This is a genomic window from Citrobacter sp. S55_ASV_140, from assembly GCF_018919505.1.
Lineage (GTDB): Bacteria > Pseudomonadota > Gammaproteobacteria > Enterobacterales > Enterobacteriaceae > Citrobacter > Citrobacter werkmanii.
Map to the genome: position 1 here is coordinate 15,828 of NZ_JAHLQZ010000017.1, position 21,573 is coordinate 37,400.

At 54.8% G+C, this 21,573-nt stretch carries 20 protein-coding genes; 10 read left to right on the plus strand and 10 right to left on the minus strand.

Features of this window, described 5'->3' with window-relative positions; translation table 11 throughout:
* Positions 1-24: 24 nt before the first annotated feature.
* A complete protein-coding gene (gene allA, locus KQJ18_RS04920; protein WP_038638430.1) occupies positions 25-507 on the minus strand; it encodes an ureidoglycolate lyase in 483 nt (160 codons plus the stop codon).
* A gap of 227 nt (positions 508-734) precedes the next feature.
* On the opposite strand from allA, the gene allS reads away from it, so the two are divergent.
* On the plus strand, positions 735-1,661 hold the full coding sequence (gene allS / locus KQJ18_RS04925; RefSeq protein ID WP_216421567.1) for an HTH-type transcriptional activator AllS: 927 nt from the start codon (positions 735-737) through the stop codon (positions 1,659-1,661).
* 69 nt (positions 1,662-1,730) lie between these two features.
* Positions 1,731-2,825, plus strand: a complete 1,095-nt coding sequence (gene mnmH, locus KQJ18_RS04930) for a tRNA 2-selenouridine(34) synthase MnmH (RefSeq protein ID WP_204526602.1) — start codon at positions 1,731-1,733, stop codon at positions 2,823-2,825.
* Here the strand turns inward: mnmH and KQJ18_RS04935 are convergent, their stop codons facing one another.
* The 6 genes from KQJ18_RS04935 to ybbA all read right to left on the minus strand — a co-directional run bounded on the left by KQJ18_RS04935 (position 2,826) and on the right by ybbA (position 10,052).
* Positions 2,826-3,485: a methionine ABC transporter permease gene (locus KQJ18_RS04935; RefSeq protein ID WP_204526601.1), complete on the minus strand. Its 660-nt coding sequence runs from the start codon at positions 3,483-3,485 to the stop codon at positions 2,826-2,828.
* Positions 3,478-4,494 carry a virulence-associated ABC transporter ATP-binding protein SfbB gene (sfbB, locus tag KQJ18_RS04940; RefSeq protein ID WP_069323986.1) on the minus strand — a complete coding sequence of 339 codons (1,017 nt, stop codon included), beginning with the start codon at positions 4,492-4,494 and terminating at the stop codon, positions 3,478-3,480. Before sfbB ends, KQJ18_RS04935 begins: the two co-directional genes overlap by 8 nt.
* Before the next feature lie 63 nt (positions 4,495-4,557).
* Positions 4,558-5,388: a MetQ/NlpA family ABC transporter substrate-binding protein gene (locus KQJ18_RS04945; protein WP_038638419.1), complete on the minus strand. Its 831-nt coding sequence runs from the start codon at positions 5,386-5,388 to the stop codon at positions 4,558-4,560.
* 245 nt (positions 5,389-5,633) lie between these two features.
* Entirely contained in the window at positions 5,634-6,767 is a 1,134-nt protein-coding gene (locus tag KQJ18_RS04950) for a porin (RefSeq protein WP_085047611.1), read from the minus strand.
* 187 nt (positions 6,768-6,954) lie between these two features.
* On the minus strand, positions 6,955-9,369 hold the full coding sequence (gene ybbP, locus KQJ18_RS04955) for a putative ABC transporter permease subunit YbbP (RefSeq protein ID WP_216421569.1): 2,415 nt from the start codon (positions 9,367-9,369) through the stop codon (positions 6,955-6,957).
* On the minus strand, positions 9,366-10,052 hold the full coding sequence (ybbA, locus tag KQJ18_RS04960) for a putative ABC transporter ATP-binding protein YbbA (protein ID WP_038638411.1): 687 nt from the start codon (positions 10,050-10,052) through the stop codon (positions 9,366-9,368). Before ybbA ends, ybbP begins: the two co-directional genes overlap by 4 nt.
* On the opposite strand from ybbA, the gene tesA reads away from it, so the two are divergent.
* The 3 genes from tesA to KQJ18_RS04975 are packed head-to-tail and all read left to right on the plus strand — an operon-like array spanning position 10,020 to position 12,358.
* Positions 10,020-10,646: a multifunctional acyl-CoA thioesterase I/protease I/lysophospholipase L1 gene (gene tesA, locus KQJ18_RS04965; RefSeq protein WP_121529995.1), complete on the plus strand. Its 627-nt coding sequence runs from the start codon at positions 10,020-10,022 to the stop codon at positions 10,644-10,646. The genes ybbA and tesA overlap by 33 nt on opposite strands.
* A gap of 28 nt (positions 10,647-10,674) precedes the next feature.
* Entirely contained in the window at positions 10,675-11,445 is a 771-nt protein-coding gene (locus tag KQJ18_RS04970) for an SDR family oxidoreductase (RefSeq protein WP_150344751.1), read from the plus strand.
* Positions 11,446-11,503: 58 nt separating this feature from the next.
* Entirely contained in the window at positions 11,504-12,358 is an 855-nt protein-coding gene (locus KQJ18_RS04975; RefSeq protein ID WP_253297449.1) for a co-chaperone YbbN, read from the plus strand.
* 78 nt (positions 12,359-12,436) lie between these two features.
* Here KQJ18_RS04975 and fetB read toward each other — a convergent pair whose 3' ends face one another.
* On the minus strand, positions 12,437-13,216 hold the full coding sequence (gene fetB, locus KQJ18_RS04980; protein WP_137351069.1) for an iron export ABC transporter permease subunit FetB: 780 nt from the start codon (positions 13,214-13,216) through the stop codon (positions 12,437-12,439).
* Positions 13,203-13,880: an iron ABC transporter ATP-binding protein FetA gene (gene fetA, locus KQJ18_RS04985; RefSeq protein WP_085047614.1), complete on the minus strand. Its 678-nt coding sequence runs from the start codon at positions 13,878-13,880 to the stop codon at positions 13,203-13,205. The genes fetB and fetA overlap by 14 nt, the downstream gene beginning before the upstream one ends.
* 402 nt (positions 13,881-14,282) lie before the next feature.
* Between fetA and KQJ18_RS04990 the strand changes: the two genes are divergently transcribed.
* The 4 genes from KQJ18_RS04990 to KQJ18_RS05005 are packed head-to-tail and all read left to right on the plus strand — an operon-like array spanning position 14,283 to position 18,506.
* The gene (locus KQJ18_RS04990; protein WP_216421573.1) at positions 14,283-15,200 is read left to right on the plus strand and encodes an SPFH domain-containing protein; all 918 of its coding nucleotides are present in this window, start codon (positions 14,283-14,285) and stop codon (positions 15,198-15,200) included.
* A complete protein-coding gene (locus tag KQJ18_RS04995; protein ID WP_085047615.1) occupies positions 15,197-15,655 on the plus strand; it encodes an NfeD family protein in 459 nt (152 codons plus the stop codon). The genes KQJ18_RS04990 and KQJ18_RS04995 overlap by 4 nt, the downstream gene beginning before the upstream one ends.
* Before the next feature lie 20 nt (positions 15,656-15,675).
* Complete coding sequence (locus tag KQJ18_RS05000; protein ID WP_185655555.1) at positions 15,676-17,820, plus strand: hypothetical protein; 2,145 nt, start codon at positions 15,676-15,678, stop codon at positions 17,818-17,820.
* Entirely contained in the window at positions 17,790-18,506 is a 717-nt protein-coding gene (locus tag KQJ18_RS05005) for a DUF3142 domain-containing protein (RefSeq protein ID WP_069323979.1), read from the plus strand. The genes KQJ18_RS05000 and KQJ18_RS05005 overlap by 31 nt, the downstream gene beginning before the upstream one ends.
* On the opposite strand, the gene cueR is transcribed toward KQJ18_RS05005, so the two are convergent.
* Entirely contained in the window at positions 18,503-18,913 is a 411-nt protein-coding gene (gene cueR, locus KQJ18_RS05010; protein WP_069323978.1) for a Cu(I)-responsive transcriptional regulator, read from the minus strand. The two genes, KQJ18_RS05005 and cueR, sit on opposite strands and share 4 nt — an antisense overlap.
* Before the next feature lie 109 nt (positions 18,914-19,022).
* Here cueR and copA point away from each other — a divergent pair, with 109 nt between their 5' ends.
* Positions 19,023-21,524 carry a copper-exporting P-type ATPase CopA gene (gene copA, locus KQJ18_RS05015; RefSeq protein WP_216421575.1) on the plus strand — a complete coding sequence of 834 codons (2,502 nt, stop codon included), beginning with the start codon at positions 19,023-19,025 and terminating at the stop codon, positions 21,522-21,524.
* Positions 21,525-21,573 lie beyond the last annotated feature (49 nt).

The window sequence follows — 21,573 nt, forward strand, 5'->3', positions numbered from 1 at the left end:
TATTAAGCAAGAAGGCCAATAGCGTCACGCAAAACAGAGTTCATGTGCCGGGATACGTTCAACATCGCAATTATCGCTACCACCACGATCGACCGTCAGGAAATCGGTCACGGTTTGCCAGGCAAACAGCGGGTGATGCCAGACGTTTCGGTGATAATTCACCCCCTGTTGACCATTGGTGATAAAGGCTTTTAAGGTGGAAAGATCGGGTTTGTCCTCACCAAGCGCGACAATCACCACAAACGCTTCGCCCTTCATGGGCATAAATGCCTGGGTACCCAGCGGGTGGCGCTCCAGTTCATGCACAATAATAGGCATCGCTGCCGGTTGCGCGCGGTTAATGCTGATGAGCGTTCGGTCCTGCTCAAGGATCTCCACATTAGCCAGATCGTGATAACGTTCAACCAACCCATCATTGATATGAAAAAAATCACGTTTATGGGTTTCGATGACATCGCCATAGGCGCTGAACGTGTGCTGATTTAAAGGTAATACCTCAAGTTTCATCATCTTTTCCTTGTAACTGAATTCCTCTGAACCGCAGCCAGAACAGTTAGCGGCTTCAATATCATGCAATCTAAAACCTTCGGGATTTAACATCAACACAAAAGTTGGAATATTTTTCCAAAATTCGATTTAGACCACAATTTAAACAAGGCCATTATGTAAAAATACTTATAAATCAGAGAACAAGAAATCAGGCTTGCGGAAGAGCATTCAGGGAGTAGCTGACGATGTTTGATCCAGAAACACTGCGTACTTTTATTGGCGTAGCCGAAACAGGGAGTTTCTCCAGGGCGGCGGATCGCTTGTGTAAAACCACGGCCACCATCAGCTATCGCATTAAGCTTCTGGAAGAAAATACCGGGGTTGCTCTGTTCTTTCGCACCACCCGCAGCGTCACGTTAACCGCCGCGGGCTCGCATCTTCTTTCTCAGGCAAAGGACTGGCTCGCCTGGCTGGACAGCATGCCCAGCGAATTACAGCAAGTGAACGACGGCGTAGAGCGTCAGGTGAATATCGTGGTCAACAACCTGCTGTATAGCCCGCAAGCCGTCGCTCGCCTGTTATCCTGGCTTAACGCCCGCTATCCCTTTACTCAGTTTCACTTTTCCCGGCAAATCTATATGGGCGTCTGGGATTCACTGCTGTATGAAGGATTCTCTCTGGCTATCGGCGTCACGGGCACTGAACCAATGGCTAACACCTTTACCCTCGATCCTTTGGGGTCTGTTCAGTGGCGGTTTGTTATGTCGGCGAATCATCCATTGGCAGACGTCAGTGGTCCATTAACGGAAGCGCAGTTGCGCCGTTTTCCGGCGATCAACATTGAAGACAGTGCGCGCACCCTGACCAAACGGGTTGCGTGGCGGCTTCCCGGCCAAAAAGAGATTATTGTCCCGGACATGGAAACCAAGATTGCGGCGCATCTTGCTGGGGTGGGTATCGGCTTTGTTCCGCAACCGCTGTGCCAGCCATTGCTTGATAACGGGCAACTGGTCAGTAGCATTATTCCTACTATGCGCCCTCCTTCCCCCTTAAGTCTCGCCTGGCATAAGTTTGGCGCAGGAAAGGCTGTGGAAGATATTGTGACGTTATTTACGAAGCGAAAACCAGAAATCGCCGGATTTTTAGCAATTTTCAACAATGCACGCGATTGAAAATCAAGTCATCCTGCTCTTTGGCGCGTAAAATGATACGCAAGATGATTTGAGGTTTCGTTTTTTACTATGCAAGACACACAAACAGCACAGGACTATCGTGCGATTCTGCTCGCCGGTACGCCTATTATCGATGTACGCGCCCCCGTCGAATTTCAACAAGGCGCGATGCCGGGCGCAGTCAATCTCCCCTTAATGAACGATGACGAACGCGCCGCCGTCGGTACCTGTTATAAACGTCAGGGGCCTGAGGCTGCCCTGGAATTGGGCCATCACCTGGTCTCGGGTGAAACCCGCCAACAGCGCATGTACGCCTGGCAGGATGCCTGTCGTCAACACCCAAAAGGATATTTATGCTGCGCGCGCGGCGGTCAGCGTTCACACATTGTGCAGCAGTGGCTGCACGAGTCCGGCATTGACTACCCGCTGATACAGGGCGGTTATAAGGCTCTGCGCCAGGCGGTCATACGGATAACGGAAGAATTGGTGCAAAAACCGATCGTCTTAATTGGCGGCTGTACTGGGAACGGTAAAACGCAGCTGGTTCAACAGCAGCCGAACGGTGTGGATCTCGAAGGACTGGCGCACCATCGCGGTTCCTCGTTTGGACGTACCGTAGAGCCGCAGCTAAGCCAGGCGAGTTTTGAAAACCTGCTGGCGGTCGAAATGCTCAAAACGGACAGCCGACAGGATTTACGCCAGTGGGTGCTGGAAGATGAAGGCCGCATGATCGGCGCTAACCATCTGCCCGAATGCCTACGCGAGCGCATGACCGAGGCGTCCATTGCGGTGGTGGACGATCCTTTTGAGCTGCGTCTGGAGCGCCTGCGCGAGGAGTATTTCGTACGCATGCACCACGATTTTACCCAGGCTTATGGTGAGAACCGGGGCTGGCAGGAATACAGTGAGTATCTGCACCACGGCCTGTTCGCTATTCGCCGTCGTCTGGGGTTACAGCGTTTTGCCGAGCTGACCGCCCTGCTTGACGTGGCTCTGCGCGAACAGCAGTCGACGGGCAGTACCGACGCCCACATGGGCTGGCTGGTGCCGTTGCTCAACGAGTATTACGACCCGATGTATCGCTATCAACTGGAAAAGAAAGCCGCGAAAATCGTCTTTCGCGGCACATGGCAGGACGTTGCCGGATGGCTTAACGCACAGTAATTAATGCCTGTCGCGCTTATCCGCGCGTTTCGCCAGCCAGTCGCCCAGCACCTGCACGGCCTGCACCAGAATAATCAGCGCGACAACGGTGACGATCATGACCTGGGTTTCATAGCGGTAATAACCAAAGCGAATCGCCAGGTCACCTACCCCACCGCCGCCGACAATCCCGGCCATCGCGGAGTAACCGATCAGGCTCACCAACGTGATCGTCAGTCCACGCAACAGTCCCGCGCTGGCCTCCGGCAACAACACGGTGCAGATGATGCGCATCGGGCTGGCGCCAAACGCTTCCGCCGCCTCAATAATGCCTTTATCCACTTCGCGTAGCGCGCTATCCACCAGCCGGGCATAAAAAGCAATCGCCGCCACGGAAAGCGGCACGGAGGCGGCAATCGGTCCGATGGTATTGCCGAGCAAAAACTGGGTGAGCGGTAGCAGCAGCACCAGCAGGATCACAAACGGTACCGAGCGGATAATATTTACCAGCACGGAGCTGAGCAGATACACAAAACGGTTCTGCCAGAATAAATGCCGATCGGTGACGAAAATTAGAAAACCGAGCGGCAAACCGCCAATAATCGCCAGCACCGTTGAGATGCTCAGCATCTGGAAGGTTTCATTAAACGCCAGCGTCAAATCAGGCAATAAATCATCCACGAATCACCTCCACTTGAGCAGTACGTTGACGAATATGTTCCACGGCGACATCCACCGCAGAAGGGTTATGCGGCGCGGTGAGTTGTACCACCAGAATCCCCAGCGCGCGTTCGCCGATATATTCAATTTTGCCGTGCAGAATGTTCACCGCCACGCCAAATTTAACCGCAACTTCTGACAGCACAGGCTGTTCCGCCGAATCGCCGATAAAAAGAATTTTCAGCAACTGGCCGGGCAGATGCTGGCGCAGACGCTCAGGTAGCGTCAGATTGAGGGTATGCGACACCAGTTGCTGGGTGAAGGCGTGCTGTGGGTGAGCAAAAACGTCAAACACCTCCCCGGACTCCACCACCTTGCCGCCTGACATCACCGCCACGCGATCGCAAATCGATTTGATCACGTTCATCTCGTGAGTGATCAGCACGATCGTGATCCCCAACTGTTGGTTGATCTGCTTAAGCAGCGCCAGAATCGTGGCCGAGGTTTCGAGATCTAACGCGGAAGTGGGTTCATCACACAGCAACACATCCGGATGATTAGCAATCGCACGGGCAATACCCACGCGCTGCTTCTGACCACCGCTGAGCTGAACCGGAAAACGGTTCGCCTTATCAGACAGTCCGACCAGCGCCAGAATCTCGGTGACGCGTGGAGCAATCTTGCTGCGTTCCCACCCGGCAGCTTTCAGACTAAAGGCGACGTTTTGCGCCACGGTGCGGGTATGCATCAGATTAAAGTGCTGAAAAATCATGCCAATGCGCTGACGCGCTTTACGTAACTGAGCGCCTTCCAGCGCAGAAATTTCTACGCCGTTCACCTTCACGCTTCCCTTGCTCGGACGCGTTAAGGCGTTCAAGGTGCGCAGTAGCGTACTTTTCCCCGCGCCGCTGGTCCCGACAATACCAAATATCTCGCCCGCGCCAATATGCAAGCTGACGTCATCAACCGCCCGGGTTGAGGGTCCACGGCCTGCGGTAAAATCCACGCAAACCTTTTCTATCTCAATCATATCCACCTCAGAAATGCGAAAAGGGCAGTCGCCGCTGCCCCTGTTAACCCTTGCATGCAGCGATTATTGGGCTGCCGACATCCATTCCGGTTTCTGGAAAGCGCTGTAGATGTTTTGCGGATCGTCGATCACCGCGCGATAAGCCGGAGACTTCACCGCTTCAACAATATCTTTCGCGAACGGTTTATCCGCATCTTCACTGCGTACCGCAATGATATTTTTCAGGTTTTCATCCAGATGCTCTTGCTTGATGGCGCTGGAAAGATCCAGTTTTGCCGCCACGGCAAAGTTACCGTTGACCAGCGCGCCGGTCACACCGTCCAAAGTACGCGGCAGTTGCGCCGCTTCCAAGGGTTTAAACACCAGCCCTTTCGGGTTGCTGGCGATATCACGCTCGGAGGCTTTCGTGGGATCGATATTGTCTTTGATGGTGATAAGGCCAATGGATTGCAGGAAACGCAGACCGCGGGCCAGGTTGGTCGGATCGTTGGACAGCGTGATCACATCCCCTTTTTTCAACTCATCCAGGCTTTTGATTTTGTGCGAGTAAAACCCCATCCCGGCCGTCGGGACCACAATCAGCTTGCTCAGCTTCAGTCCTTTATCGGCGGTGAATTTGTCAAAATAGAGCGAGTGCTGGAACAGGTTGGCATCAATGCTGCCGTTGGAGAGCGCCATATTCGGCTGCACGTAGTCGCTGAATTCGCGCACCACCACCTTATAGCCTTTCTCTTTCAGCGTAGGGGCAATAGCCTGTTTCACCATATCGCCGTACGGTCCAGGCGCGACGCCAAACACGATGGTATGCGGGTCACTGTTCGCATGAGCAAATTGTAAGCCGCAGGCCAGTAACAGCGCCCCGGTCGCGACGCGTAAACTCTGACGCAATCCCATATTTTCTCCATTTTAACGTTGTGGTGTCATGTCTCACGCCGTTCATGCGGCGTTGTTCTCGTTGGCCTGATAACAGGCAGATTTCTAACATGACACAGATCACAACCCGCTGTCCTTGAAATTATTTCATGATGTTGCGAAGTATGTCGTTGAATGTGCAAGGAAGGTGCTTATGCGTTTTTCGGCAACGGAGAGTAAAAAACCGGATAACGCCCTGGCTACCCGGCTTTGGAAGGAAAATTGACTTAGAAGTCGTAACGCAGACGCACCAGGTTCATATCGCCCAGGTTGTCGGTGCTGGAGGTAAAGACGTGTTCGTAATCCACACGGAAACCGTAATCCAACTGGAAGCTGATACCCACACCGTTGTCGGTACGCAGATAGTTACGACCATTCACGTATTCGATACGATCGCCCATAAAGTACGGCTGAACAGATTTCAGCGCATACTGACCAATCGGGAAGGTATAACCCGCGAAGTATTCCAGACCCCAGGCATCACCGGCAAAGTAGTCGTTAACCGAAACTTTTTTGGTGGTCATGAAGTTTTGATACCAGCCGCCGCCCATTGAGAAGGTCCAGTTGTCCGGTTTCCAGCTCAGTGCGGTACCGACGATGTTTTGATCGTAGGTTTTGCTGGTGTCGCCACGCATTTCCGCACGGGTGTAGTTCCACGCCGTACCCCAGGTCAGGTCATCGGTGATGTGATAATCCACACCCAACGAGCCGCCGCCTTTACGCTTGTAGCGCAGGCCGTTGTTCGGGTTGTAATCATCGCTGAACAGATAAGATGCGTAGAGATCAACATCCCCCACCGTTTTCTTATACTTCAACGATTTACGTGTACGATAGGAACCGTCATAGTCGCCATTGATACCATTACCTGGGGCCTGACCGATCATATCGTAATCCCAGATATCCGTTTTCGCCCCGACCACATCATAGTAAATACTGTTCTGTTGGCCGAAGGTCAGCGTACCCCAGGTCGCGCTCTTCAGACCGGTGTACAGCATACGACGCGTGGTATCGTTGGCGCCGTCAGCGTAGTGATTATCCCAGTTGAACATGGCCGGGAAGTTAACGCCCAGCTCGTAGTAGCTCACCCAACTGATATCATCAAACAGATAGTAGTCTGCGGCGAAGCGGAAACGCGTCCCGCCGTCGAAGCCATTACGTTTGTAGCCATTCTTACCATCGTCACCGGCCATATTCTGGAACTGCGGACGAATACTCCCGCCGACGGTGAAGTTAAGACGGCTCAGCGGATCGCCCGCCTGCGGATCTTGTTTCAGGACCGTGATTTCCGCCTGGGAAGCGAAAGTCGTTAATGCCACTGCTGCGCCGATCGATACCGCCAGCGCCGTTTTTTTTATAGTCATTATTTGTACCTTGATAGATAGCCTGCCAATTATTAAGCATACAAATATTAACGTTTATTAATACACTCGTGTTGTTGGGTTTTTATTGTTCTGTGCTGTTAAATATCAAGGGGTTATCAATTTGTGCTACATAGATAAAAAAACGCACCGATTTAAAAAACCGGTGCGTAATCATCACTGGCAGGAATTAATTACTGAACTGACGGAACAGCGCTTTACCTTTAAGCAGTCGTGAACCGAGCCATCCGCCGCATAAAGAGAGGAGCAATGCCCCACAAAGCGGCAACACAACCCACAGTCGCCAGTCTGGCTCCCACGGGAAGTCAAATACGCGGGTTTGCAATACAGCCAGCGCGGTTTCCGCACCGATGGTCGCCACCAGCCCGGCGACCATCCCGAGCATAGCGAACTCGCACCACAGCGTGGTACGCAGCAATTTCTTGCCTGCTCCCAGCGTGCGCCAGACCACCAGTTCCTGATGACGTTGACGCATCCCCACCTGAACCTGCGCCAACAGCAACAACATGCCGCAGGCGGTAACCAGCACCACCATCACTTCCAGCGCTCTACTTACCTGCTCCAGCACCTGGCCCACCTGTTTGAGGATTGCGCCAATATCCAGCAGGCTGATGGTCGGGAATTCGCGGTTAAGCTGCGTCAACATGCCGTTGCCGTTCTCCCAACGAAAGCTGGTTAACCAGCTCTGGGGCTGATCGTCCAGCGCCCCGGAAGGGAAAATAAAGAAGAAGTTAGGCCGCAGGCTTTCCCAGTCCACTTTACGCAGGCTGCTGACCGTGGCGCTGAAATCCTGGGTATCGCCCATAAAGGTCACCCGATCGCCGAGCTTCACGTTTAGCCGCTTCGCCAGCCCTTCTTCCATCGACACTTCACTCGCTTTTGGCGGCCAGCTTCCGGCAGTTATCGGGTTATGATCCGGGCGGGTATCCTGCCAGGTCAGATTAAGTTCGCGGTTAAGCGCCTCATCCTGATTGCCTTCGGTCGGCTTATCATTAATGGCTGTCAGACGCGCACGTACAATGGGATAGAACGATTCCGGGATCACCTGATGTTCCGACAGGAATGACTTCAGCGGTACAACCTGCTCACTGGCAATGTTGATCAAGAAATAATTTGGACTTTCCGGCGGCATTTGCTGCTGCCAGCGATCGAGCAGATCGCCGCGCAGCACCAGCAGCAGCGCCAGCAGCATAAAGGAAAGTGAAAATGCCGACAGTTGACTGAGCGTTGACCACGGCTGGCGCAACAGTCGACTGACCGCTAAACGCAGCGGCAGCGAGGTGAGCGTCAGACCACGCAGCACGTTAAGCAGCATCCAACCGAGCACGCCGCACACCAGCGCCAGTACTACCGCACCGGCCAGCACAGCCCATAACAGCAGGCTTCCCCCCATCAGTCCAGCGAGCAGGACGACCACAACAACCAATACCACCGGCAAATAAAACTTCAGCGGCCAGACGTTTGCCACCACGTCACGGCGTAACACACGTAGCGGCTGCGTCGCCAGCAGTAGCCGATAAGGACGCAACCCTACCAACAGCGAAATTACCGTCATGGTGCCTAAGGCCCACAGCCACGGCCAGGGGCTGGCGGGCGGCAGATCGCCGGGCAGGACCGGCCTGAGTAACACCACCAGCGCGTGCTCGAATAACAGCCCGAAAAGCCCACCGGTCACGCCAGACAACGCCAACACCATCAACCATTGACCAACAATCAGCCTACGCAGTTGCGCTCTGCCCGCGCCGAGGGTTTTCAGTATAGCCACCAGATCGTAACGGCTGCGGCAATAATGGCTCATCGCCACAGCAACCGCAGCGACCGCCAGCAGCAGCGTTAACAGCGCCGACAGCAGCAGAAACTGTTGTGAACGTTCAAGTGATTTCCCCAACGCGCCTTCATCCTGCTCCAGCCCGTACCAGCGCTGTTCAGGCTTTAGCTGCGGCAACAGCCATTTTTCGTACGCGTCCAGTTGCTGCGGCGTTCCGCCAAATTTATAGCGCCATGTCACGCGGCTTCCCGGCTGGACCGCCGCCGTTTTTTCGACATCCGCCATGCTCATCATCAGGCGCGGCGCTATCTGGAACGGATTAAAACCGGAATCTGGCTCCTGCACCACCTCGCCGGCGATGCGCAGCGTGGCGTCTCCGACGTCAATAGAATCACCGATTTTTAGATTGAGCAGCGCCATCAGGCGTGGGGCCAGCAACACCGAACCCGGCTGCGGTTTCAGCCCCGGCGGATTGGTCTGCAACGTGCCGTACATCGGATACACATCATCTACCGCTTTGACGTTCGCCAACTGCGGCGTGTCACGGGCAAAAGTCATGGTCGCAAAAGTCAGCTGCTCGCCGACTTTCAACCCCCGCTGCCGCGCCTCGTCAATCCACGCTTTCGGCACGGTACGTGAACTTTGCAGCGCGCGATCTCCCGCCATAAACTCGCGGCTTTGCTGGCTCAGCCCTTTTTCCATACGGTCGCTGATGTTGCCCAGCGCCAGTACGCAGGCTACCGCCAGGCTCAGCGCCAGCCAGACAATCAGTAATGAAGGCGAGCGCCATTCGCGCCAGAACCAACGGGCAATCATGCCTCCTCCTGCAACTGTCCATTCACCAGACGTAAGCGCCGATCGCAACGCGCCGCCAGCTGCGGGTCATGCGTCACCAGAATCAGGGTGGTGCCGTGTTCCCGGTTCAGAGAAAACAACAGGTCGGCAATTTTGTCTCCGGTCTGGCGATCGAGGTTGCCCGTCGGCTCATCGGCAAACAGCACATCCGGACGCCCGTTAAAGGCCCGTGCCAGCGCCACGCGCTGCTGCTCCCCGCCGGAAAGCTGGGCCGGAAGATGATCCAGACGTTTTCCCAGCCCAAGTTGCTCCAGCAACGTTTTGGCCCCGTCGCGGCTTTTTCCGCTGTTTTCACCACGCAACAGCGCGGGCAGTTCGACGTTTTCCAGTGCGTTCAGGGTCGGGATTAACATGAATGACTGGAAAACGAATCCCACATGTTTTGCCCGCAACTGCGCCCGGGCTTCTTCATCCATGGTATGTAGCGCCTGCCCCACCAGACTCACTTCACCGCTGGAACCATCGTCCAGCCCGGCGAGGATCGCCAGCAGCGTGGATTTCCCCGATCCCGACTCGCCAATCAGCGCAATGGTCTCGGCGCGTTTGACAACCAGTTCAACTCCGGTAAGGATGGATAGCTCATGATCACCCTGACCGACGGATTTCTTAAGATGATGAACTTCAACAATGTTTTCCGCTGGCATTGGCCTTTCCTGTTCCTGGTCCTGTTAACTTTCCGCGCCGCCGCTGCGGACACGTTATTAATTCTGGGTGACAGCCTGAGCGCCGGATACCGTATGTCCGCCAGCGCCGCATGGCCTGCGCTACTTAATGATAAATGGCAAACCAAAACGCCGGTGGTGAATGCCAGCATTAGCGGCGACACCTCGCAGCAGGGCCTGGCCCGTCTGCCTGCATTACTCAAGCAGCACCAGCCGCGTTGGGTACTGGTCGAACTTGGCGGCAACGATGGCCTGCGCGGCTTTGCGCCTGCGCAAACCGAACAAACCCTGCGCATGATTTTGCAGGACGTGAAAGCGGCAAATGCCGAACCGCTATTAATGCAAATTCGTCTGCCGGCAAACTACGGTCGCCGTTATAATGAAACCTTTAGCGCGATTTATCCAAAGCTCGCCAAAGAGTTTGATATCCCTCTGCTGCCCTTTTTTATGGAAGAGGTTTATCTGAAACCCCAGTGGATGCAGGATGATGGTATTCACCCTAATCGTGACGCCCAGCCGTTTATTGCCGACTGGATGGCGCAACATCTCACTCCTCTAGTTAATCACGACTCGTAATTCAACGGAGATCCTGACAGGTAAAGTTATGCAAAAATCGGTCTTAATAACAGGATGTTCCAGCGGAATCGGCCTGGAAAGCGCACTTGAGCTAAAGCGCCAGGGTTTTCAAATTCTGGCCGGCTGCCGCAAACCTGACGATGTCGCGCGTATGAACAGCATGGGATTCACCGGCGTATTGCTGGATCTGGATTCACCCGAAAGCGTGGATCGCGCCGCCGATGAGGTGATCGCCCTGACCGATAATCGTTTATATGGGATCTTTAACAACGCCGGATACGGCGTCTACGGCCCACTGCCCACGATTAGCCGCGAGCAGATGGAGCAGCAGTTTTCCGCCAACTTCTTTGGCGCGCATCAGCTCACCATGCGCCTGTTGCCCGCCATGCTACCTCACGGCGAAGGACGCATCGTGATGACCTCCTCGGTAATGGGATTGATCTCCACACCGGGACGTGGCGCCTATGCCGCCAGTAAATATGCGCTGGAAGCCTGGTCCGACGCGCTGCGTATGGAGCTGCGTCACAGTGGGATTAAGGTCAGCCTGATTGAACCGGGCCCCATCCGCACCCGTTTTACCGAAAACGTCAACCAGACGCAAAGCGATGCCCCCGTGGAAAATCCCGGCATTGCCGCGCGGTTTACGCTGGGACCACAAGCGGTTGTCGCCAAAGTGCGTCACGCGTTCGAAAGCGACAAACCGAAGCTACGTTATCCGGTTACGCTGGTGACCTGGGCCATTATGCTGCTTAAACGCCTGCTGCCAGGCCGCATAATGGACAAAATTTTACAGGGTTGAGTTGAAGCTCGCGCGTCAGCCCCCATGTAACAAGAAATCGACAAAAGAGAGTAACTCCATGTCCACACAGAATATTGTTAATATTAATGAATCGAACCTGCAGCAGACCCTTGAACAGTCGATGACCACACCGGTCCTGTTCTATTTTTGGTCTGAGCGCAGCCAGCATTGTCTGCAATTAACGCCGGTGCTGGAGAGCCTTGCCGCCCAGTATAATGGTCAGTTTATTCTCGCTAAGCTCGACTGCGACGCGGAACAGATGATCGCCTCCCAGTTTGGACTGCGCGCGATCCCAACGGTTTATCTGTTCCAGAACGGTCAGCCGGTAGATGGCTTCCAGGGTCCGCAGCCAGAAGAGGTTATTCGCGCGCTGCTGGAGAAAGTGCTGCCGAGCGAAGAAGAGCTGAAAGCACGCCAGGCTATCGAGTTTATCGAAGCCGGTAATCACGCGGATGCGCTGCCGCTGCTGAAAGAAGCCTGGCAAATCTCCAACCAGAGCAGCGAAATCGGCCTGCTGCTGGCGGAAACGCAAATCGCCCTCAATCGTTCTGACGATGCCGAAGCGGTGCTGAAAACGATTCAGTTACAAGATCAGGATACCCGTTATCAGGGGCTGGTGGCACAGATTGAACTGCTGAAGCAGGCGGCGGATACGCCGGAAATCCAACAGTTGCAGCAACAGGTTGCCAGCAACCCGCAGGATGCCGCGCTGGCCACGCAATTAGCCATTCAACTCCATCAGGTCGGACGTAACGAAGAATCGCTGGAATTGCTGTTCAGCCACCTGAAGAAAGATCTTACCGCTGCCGACGGTCAGGCGAGTAAGACATTCCAGGAGATCCTTGCCGCGCTGGGAACCGGCGATGCGCTGGCCTCGAAATACCGCCGCCAGTTGTACGCGCTGCTGTACTAATCCGTTTGATTTTGCCCGATGGCGCTTGCGCTTATCGGGCCTGGAAATTCAACAAATACCGCTCCCTCCGGCATCACATCACGTCTTCTTCAAATGCGTTACGACTAATTGGTGGCGTGAATTATAGAACTTCCGATAGGTCAGGTAGCAGGCAATAATGGTTGACAGGCTGGCGGTCGAAAGCAGCATAAACGTCACCATAATCTGATACTTAATCGCTTTTACCGGGTCAATACCGGCAAAAATCAACCCAGACATCATCCCCGGTAAACTCACCAACCCCACGGTTTTGGCAGAATCGATCGTCGGGATCAGCGAGGCGCGAATGCTGTCGCGAATCAGCGGCGCGGAAGCAACCTTCGGCGTCGCGCCGAGGCTGAGCTTTTCCTGGATTTGCTGCTGTTCACCGTTAAACCGCTGCCCCAGATTGTTGTAACACAGCCCCACCGCTACCATCGCATTGCCTGCAATCATCCCGGAAATTGGGATCACCTGCATCGGCGTGAACTCGATAGAGCCGGACAACACCAGTACCGACAGCGTCAACCCCGCCCCAACCGTAATGGCAATAAACGACGAGAGAAAAGCGTTATCAATATATTTACTGCGTTTTTGCGCGTTATAGGCGGCGTTAAAACAGATAAACAGCACCATTAATAAGGTCAGAATGCTGTGATTGACGCCGAAAATATATTTCAGCACATAGCCGACGATAATAAGCTGAACCACCGCCCGGCAAACGCTCCAGAGAATATCTTTTTCCAGCGCCAGCTTTTCTTTGTTACTGATCAGTATGGCGACCACCACCAGCATCATCGCTAACGCCAGTGATTCATTGGTAATATTATGCTCGTTCATTGCTGACTTCCTGCATTTCTCCGGCGTGCGGTTGAAGAGTTATGACATTATCCGCGTGATTAATCTCATCTTTATCGTGCGTCACCCACAGCACGGCAATTTTCTTGTCGCGAACATAGTGGTGAATTAATTCATTCACGTTACGTTTGTTGGACTCATCCAGCGCGCTGGTGATTTCATCAAGCAGCAGGATTTTAGGCAGAAACTGCAAATTACGAATTAACGAGACGCGCTGTTTTTCCCCGCCGGACAGTTCATTGATCCCTTTTTTGAGGATACTCTCGGGCAACTCAAAACGGGCCAGGTCTTCCAGAAATACATCCGGTTCCGGGCGTTTATCGCGAATTTGCCAGGGAAAAATGAGGTTGTCGTAGACGGTGTCACCAAACAAAGCGGGCGTTTGCGCGCAATAAGAGACCTGCTGGCGATAAGCTTCAGGCTTTAGCGTTGATATCTCCTTGCCCTCAAAAAGGATTTCACCGGAACTCGGGCTAATTAACGACGCCACTATCTTCAGTAACGTACTTTTACCGCAGCCGGACTGGCCGGTAATCAGCTTAAATTCTCCGGCATCGAGATTAAAACAGATGTTATTGAGAACCTGCGTCGCCCCTGCCTGCCATGCGACATTTTTCAACTGAAGCAAAATGCTGCTTTCTTCCATTATCGATCCTTTTTTCCTCTTTCGTGCAGACAGTCTATACCCAAAATAATTCGAGTTGCATGAAGGCGGCAAGTGAGTGACAAATTCGTCAGGAACGAATTTGAACAGCCAAAGGCTGGCCTTCGGTGAGGGACATGGATGTCCCTCATTAATCTCCAGGAGCATAGCTAACTATGTGACTGGAGTGAACGACAAATCTGCCGGGAGCAGATTTGAACGCTGCTTACAGCGGCCCCGCAGGGGCGAGGCCCAAGGATGGGCCGAATAACGTAGCTAACGCACATGCAGCTTGAAGTATGAAGGGTATATTCCTGTAATTTATTATAGGGGAGCCACCTTGATTAATCGGGTATAATTTGACTAATGAAGCAGTAAAGGACAGCACAACAGGAGGTTTCATCAATGCTCATTTTTATTCCTATTCTTATTTTTGTCGCGCTGGTCATCGTCGGCGCAGGCGTCAAAATCGTCCCACAGGGATACCAGTGGACGGTGGAGCGTTTCGGACGTTACACCAAAACTCTGCAACCAGGGTTAAGCCTTGTTGTGCCGTTCATGGATCGTATTGGTCGTAAGATCAACATGATGGAGCAGGTGCTTGATATCCCCTCTCAGGAAGTCATCTCCAAAGATAACGCCAACGTCTCGATTGATGCTGTGTGCTTTATTCAGGTGATCGACGCGCCGAAAGCGGCATATGAAGTCAGTAACCTCGAACTGGCAATCATCAACCTGACCATGACCAACATTCGTACCGTTCTCGGCTCGATGGAGCTTGATGAAATGCTCTCCCAGCGTGACAACATCAACACTCGCCTGCTGCATATTGTTGATGAGGCCACCAATCCCTGGGGCATCAAAATCACCCGTATTGAGATTCGTGACGTGCGTCCACCGGCGGAACTGATTGACGCCATGAACGCGCAGATGAAAGCCGAACGTACCAAGCGCGCCTACATTCTGGAAGCCGAAGGTATCCGCCAGGCGGAAATCGTCAAGGCGGAGGGTGAGAAGCAGTCGAAAATCCTGATAGCGGAAGGTGAACGTCAGTCCGCGTTTTTACAGGCTGAAGCGCGTGAACGTTCCGCGGAAGCAGAAGCCCGCGCAACGCAGATGGTTTCTGAAGCCATTGCCGCCGGGGATATCCAGGCCGTGAACTACTTCGTGGCGCAGAAATACACCGAAGCGTTGCAGCATATCGGTTCGTCGAATAACAGCAAAGTGGTGATGATGCCGCTGGATGCCAGCAGCCTGATGGGCTCCATTGCCGGGATCGCGGAACTGGTTAAGGACAGCGTCAGCGAGCGGAAAAAATCATGATAGCGATGATTCTGGTACATCCGCACATCTTCTGGCTCAGCCTCGGCGGTCTGTTGCTCGCCGCCGAGATGCTGGGCGGCAACGGTTATTTGCTATGGAGCGGCGTGGCAGCGGTGCTAACCGGACTGGTAGTTTGGCTCGTCCCGCTCGACTGGGCGTGGCAGGGAGCGATGTTTGCTGTACTCACGCTGCTGGCGGCCTGGCTGTGGTGGAAGTGGCTGGCAAAACGCGTGAAAGAGCAGAAACCAGCCGACAGCCATCTTAACCAGCGCGGTCAGCAGTTGGTTGGCCGTCGATTTATTCTGGAAAGCGCCCTGGTCAATGGTCGCGGACATATGCGCGTCGGCGACAGTTCGTGGCCCGTCAGCGCCCGCGACGATTTGAGCGCGGGAACGCAGGTTGAAGTCATTGCCGTTGAGGGAATTACCCTGATTATCAAAGCGGTACCACACTAAAATAGACAGGAATTCAGACTATGATCAGGAAGACGTCTCTCGCCGTTGCCCTTTGTTCTTTGCTGGCTGGCACGCCTCAGGCATTCGCCTCCTTCGATATGGAAGACTGCAAATGGAGCGACGACAGCTGCCTGCTGAAAGGAACGCCGACCTTTAACCCGGAAAACGACAGCCGCGACAACCTGCTGCGGCTGCTGAGCCAGGAAAAAGCTTTTGATCTGCCCGTGCAGTCGATGCCTGAAGATATCACCCGCTCCCGCGATTTCTATTTTGCGTATCATCCGCAATGGGATGAAACAGCCCCACAACCAGCCTCTGCCCCGGTATCCGCTGAAGATAGCCCCCTCTCCCGACAGATGGCCGAGCTGAACATTAATGCGGATGAAGCCAATCTCAACGACGCTGAGCATGAGAACCGTCATGTTTCGAATAATACCGAGAGCGTCAGCCAGTATTTTGCCGCACTGCTGGCCGATGCCGCGTTAACAGCAGAGCAACGCCAGGCCTTAGCGCAAGCGCGTATGGGGCTGTACTCTGACGCGACCCGTGAACAGATTGAGTCATCTCTCGCCACTCTCCCGGCGGATTCGCCAGCTCAACACTACAAAAGTTATCTCGCGGCAGCCGCCAGCTTCTATGCGGGTGATTATGCCAGTGCCGAACGGGATTTCGCTCAGCTCGCTAAGAGCGATCGCCCGTGGCTGGCGGAGACCGCGCAATACATGCTGATGCGTACGGCGCTGAACAAGAGCAGTCAGAACAGCGTGGGCGAATATGGCGATTTTGACATCGCTAAAATTAACCGCGAGGACGCCTCTCAGGCTCAGATTCTGGCGCAAGCCTATTTGCAACGCTTTCCGCAGGGGCAATACGCCGACTCCACCCGCGGTATGTTGCGTCGTATTAACTGGTATTTACAGGCGTGGCCGCAACTGGCCGGGTTGTATGAGCAGACGATCCAGCAAGCGGCTGACGCGCAGCAGCTGCGTAAAATTGTCATCGAATACGATAATGTCTACGGCATGGCGTTCTACGAGCAATCCGTGCTGGAAGCCTTCCCCGATGCGCCGCGAGTCAGCTACATCGAACTGTTACGCGCGCTGCGTCTGAATAGCGATAACAAACCCACGCTGACCCAGGCGCAACTCGACGCCAGCAAGCCGGTGTTTGAGCAGAGCCAAAAACTGCCGCTGTGGCGCGATCTGCAACTGAATCTGTGGCTGGCGACGGGCAACTATGCGGCGATTATCCAGGCGGTCGCGCCAGCGCAAAAACTGGCACCGCGCGATACGCTGGCCTTCAGCGAGCAGGTGCTGTACGGCGAAGCGCTGATGGGCCAGAAGAATTGGGCTGCGGCGCGTGATTTCTGGCAGCAGTTGCTGAAAGTCAGCCAGGACAACGAACAGCGGCAGTATGTACAGGCTAAGCTCGCCGCCACGCTGGTTTATAGCGGTGACGTAGCGGCAATCTTCGCCCCGGAAAGCGCCGTGACCAACCTGCGCTTTCGCTCGCAGGTGCTGAAAACACAGGCCACACTGGAACAACTGCGCCAGCAGGCCGTCCATGGGCCCAATAACGAAGAGCGTACCATCGCCCTGCATACGCTGCTGGTACGGGATCTTACCGAGAATCGTTTTGGCGACTGGTTAAACGATAAAAAGCTTGTCAGCGACATCACGCCGCCGGTCATTGACGAGGCGTTTAACGACGTCAACCTGAGCACTTTTGACTGGAACGGCGATGCGGCTCAGGCCGGTTACACCTGTCGCAGCCTCAATGAAACGGTAACGGTCCTGAGCAAAAAAGCGGATGATGCCCACGCACTGAACTGTTTAGGTGAATTTTTCCGTACCACGCAAACGCATGTCGACCTCTGGAAAAACAGCACCGGCAACGATGTGCTTGAAGCCGCAATTTCTCGTAAGCAACCGTTCGGCCAGTTCGACAGGCAAAGCTACTATCAGCAGATAATCACCTCACCCACCGCGGAAGTCGAAGATAAGAGCTTCGCACTGTATCGCGCCATCATGTGCTATGCGCCATCTGGCTCTAACGAATGTGGCGGTGAAGACGTGGATAAACAGCAGCGTAAGGGCTGGTTCACCCAACTGAAAACGCAGTATCCGGGAAGCCCGTGGGCGCAAAAACTCAAATATTACTGGTAACCGCGCTACTGGTGGGCCAGGCACAGGCGGCGGATATCGTCGCCGCGCGTGACCATCCGGCCTTCTGGCTGTGGTCCGGAGTGAAAGCCAGTGACGAGCTGAAAAACGCGCAAACGGTCTATCTGCATCAGGGCGAGGTGCTGGTTCGGTCGGGTAACGTGGTTTTCCAGCGCCTGGGACTGCCGGTCAGTCGACTGACTTTTCCCTCAATCTGGCTGACGGTCCGCTTTACCACGCTCGACGTGCCGGAGGTGATTCCTGCCCGTATCATACGGCTGATGCAACGCTGGCAGAACGCTGGCAACCACGTCATCGGCCTGCAGGTTGATTTTGACGCGGCGACCCACCAGCTAACCGATTACGCCCGTTTTCTACAGCAGCTACGCCAACAGCTACCGGCCGAGTTTGCGCTTGGCGTGACCGGACTACTGGATTGGGCCAAAACGGGCGACGTCGCCACATTAAACGCGCTGGCGGTTGATGAACTGGTAGTGCAGAGCTATCAGGGACGGCGCACGGTGCCGAATTACCAGGCGTATCTGCCTGCGCTCAGCCGCCTGCGCATTCCATTTAAGCTGGGACTGGTGCAAAACGGTAGCCGGGATCTGCAGGCTGAAGCGCAGCTGGAGAAATCCCCGTGGTACCGCGGCACGGTGGTGTTTATGCTTAATCCCCCTCGCCGTTAAACCTTCGCTTTGTGATGACAGCAGCCAGAAAGATTATCCATGATCGGGCATTCGGCGCTGTCATCGCCAGGGCAACTCTCCGCCAGCGCCAGTAAATGCAGGCGCATGGCCTGTAGCTCGCTGATATGCCGCTCGATGTCCGCGACTTTTTCTAATGTGCGTTTTTTTACGTCCGCGCTGTGACGCGCCGGATCGTTAAACAGGTTTACCAGCTCACCGCACTCTTCCAGGTTAAAACCAACCTGCCGCGCCTGACGCAGCAGCGTCAGTTCATTCAGATGCTGTTGGTTGTATGTACGATAGCCATTTTCGCTACGCAGCGGCGGCGTCACTAACCCTTTTTCTTCATAAAAGCGTATCGCTTTGCTGGTTAAACCGGTTTTTTTAGCAACATCGGATATATTCATCTCTTCTCCCTTGACCTTCCCCTTGATGGAAGGTTTAACCTTTATAACAGTTAGTCAAAACGATTGCCAAGGTCAATAAGTAACCGACCATTCATAGAGGAAATTAGTTATGTCTCAAACAATCGATCTAACCCTGGACGGCCTGTCCTGCGGTCACTGCGTAAAACGCGTTAAAGAGAGTCTGGAGCAACGCCCGGACGTTGAGCAAGCGGATGTCACTGTGACTGAAGCGCACATCACCGGGAGCGCCAGTGCACAAGCGCTGATTGAAACCATCAAACAAGCCGGTTACGGCGCGGAGTTAAGCCACCCAAAGGCTAAACCGCTGACGGAGTCATCAATCCCGTCGGAAGCACTGGCAGCGGTCCCTTCCGAGCTTCCGGCAGCTACGGCTGATGATGACAGCCAACAGTTGCTGTTAAACGGCATGAGCTGCGCCAGTTGTGTGACCCGCGTACAAAATGCTCTGCAAAGCGTACCCGGCGTCACCCAGGCACGGGTAAACCTGGCGGAACGTACTGCGCTGGTAATGGGCAGTGCGTCCGCCGCAGATTTAGTGCAGGCGGTGGAAAAAGCGGGCTACGGCGCTGAAGCTATAGACGATGACGCGAAGCGCCGCGAGCGCCAGCAGGAAACCGCCGTTGCGACCATGAAACGTTTTCGCTGGCAGGCAGCCGTCGCGCTGCTGTTGGGTATTCCGGTCATGGTGTGGGGAATGATTGGTGATAACATGATGGTGAGTGACGACAACCGCAGCCTGTGGCTGGCGATTGGTCTGGCAACGCTTGCCGTGATGGTTTTCGCCGGCGGTCACTTTTACCGCAATGCGTGGAAAAGCCTGATGAATGGCACCGCGACCATGGATACGCTGGTGGCGCTGGGTACGGGGGTGGCATGGCTCTATTCCATGAGCGTCAACCTCTGGCCGCAGTGGTTTCCGATGGAAGCGCGACACCTTTATTATGAAGCCAGTGCGATGATTATCGGTCTGATTAACCTCGGACATATGCTGGAAGCGCGGGCTCGCCAACGCTCCTCCAAAGCGCTGGAAAAACTGCTCGATCTGACACCGCCAACCGCACGCGTCGTCACCGATGAAGGTGAAAAGAGTGTGCCGCTGGCTGACGTTCAGGCGGGAATGTTGCTGCGCCTGACCACCGGCGACCGGGTTCCGGTCGATGGCGAAATCACTCAGGGCGAAGCCTGGCTGGATGAAGCCATGCTGACCGGGGAGCCGATCCCGCAACAAAAAGGCGAAGGCGATAGCGTCCACGCCGGTACGGTCGTACAGGACGGCAGCGTGCTATTCCGCGCCAGCGCCGTAGGCAGCCATACCACGCTGTCGCGCATTATTCGCATGGTGCGCCAGGCGCAAAGCAGTAAACCGGAGATTGGCAAACTGGCTGACCGCATCTCCTCGGTATTCGTTCCTGTGGTGGTCGTTATTGCGCTGGTTAGCGCAGCTATCTGGTATTTCTTCGGACCGGCGCCACAAATTGTCTATACGCTGGTGATTGCCACCACCGTTCTGATTATTGCCTGCCCTTGTGCACTGGGCCTGGCGACGCCAATGTCGATTATTTCCGGTGTTGGGCGCGCCGCTGAGTTTGGGGTACTGGTACGCGATGCCGATGCGCTGCAGCGCGCCAGTACGCTCGATACCATTGTGTTTGATAAAACCGGGACGCTGACTGAAGGTAAGCCACAGGTTGTCGCCATCAAAACGTTTGGCAATACCGATGAAGCGCTGGCGATTCGCCTGGCTGCGGCCCTTGAACAGGGTTCCAGTCACCCGCTGGCCAGGGCGATTCTGGACAAAGCCGGTGATGTCACGTTGCCGCAGGTCAACGGGTTCCGTACGCTACGCGGTTTGGGCGTCAGTGGCGAAACGGAAGGTCACATGCTGCTGCTGGGAAACCAGGCGCTGCTCAATGAACAGCAGGTAGATACCACTGAAATGGAAGCTGAGATTACCGCTCAAGCCTCCCAAGGGACAACGCCGGTACTGCTGGCGATTGACGGTAAAGCGGCGGCGCTGTTAGCGGTGCGCGATCCACTGCGTAGCGACAGCGTGGCGGCCCTGCAGCGTCTGCATCGCGCCGGGTATCGTCTGGTCATGCTCACCGGTGATAACCCAACGACCGCCAACGCCATTGCCAAAGAGGCAGGTATTGATGAGGTGATTGCGGGCGTTCTGCCGGACGGCAAAGCCGAGGCGATTAAGCGTCTGCAAAGCCAGGGACGTCAGGTTGCCATGGTCGGTGACGGTATCAACGATGCGCCTGCGCTGGCGCAGGCCGATGTAGGGATTGCCATGGGTGGCGGCAGCGATGTGGCGATTGAAACCGCCGCGATTACGCTGATGCGTCATAGCCTGATGGGCGTTGCGGATGCGCTGTCTATCTCACGGGCAACGCTGCGCAACATGAAGCAGAACCTGCTCGGCGCGTTTATCTATAATAGCATCGGTATCCCCGTTGCTGCCGGGATCCTGTGGCCGTTCACCGGAACGCTGCTCAACCCGGTGGTTGCCGGCGCGGCGATGGCGCTCTCCTCCATTACCGTGGTAAGCAACGCTAACCGTCTGCTACGCTTCAAACCGAAAGAGTAAGCCTTTGCCGGATGGCGCTATCAACCGCGCTATCCGGCAATTCACGCGT